Here is a 209-nt window from a genome sequence, read left to right as displayed (position 1 = left end):
GACCCTGTAACAGATTCTGTGTAACTGCCATTTAGTTGATATGTCTTTCGAGGCGTTCCTCGAATTCGATAATAAATCGACTCATCGCCTGACGCCAGTTTTGAATGGGCATTGTCCATTTTTTGCTGGCATCTTTGATGGCAAGATAAATCATCTTTTTAGCTGAATCATCACTGGGGAAGATTTTCCGTTTCTTGATAGCCTTGCGG

General features: G+C 42.1%; 1 pseudogene. It reads right to left on the bottom strand.

Annotated features, from left to right (window positions below):
• Nucleotides 1-31: 31 nt before the first annotated feature.
• Nucleotides 32-209: pseudogene (locus HC733_RS22970) on the bottom strand (IS256 family transposase); the annotation flags it as partial.

Source organism: Pseudoalteromonas sp. S16_S37 (genome assembly GCF_014694405.1).
Classification (GTDB): Bacteria; Pseudomonadota; Gammaproteobacteria; order Enterobacterales; family Alteromonadaceae; genus Pseudoalteromonas.
This window is presented reverse-complemented; position numbering and strand designations above follow the sequence as displayed.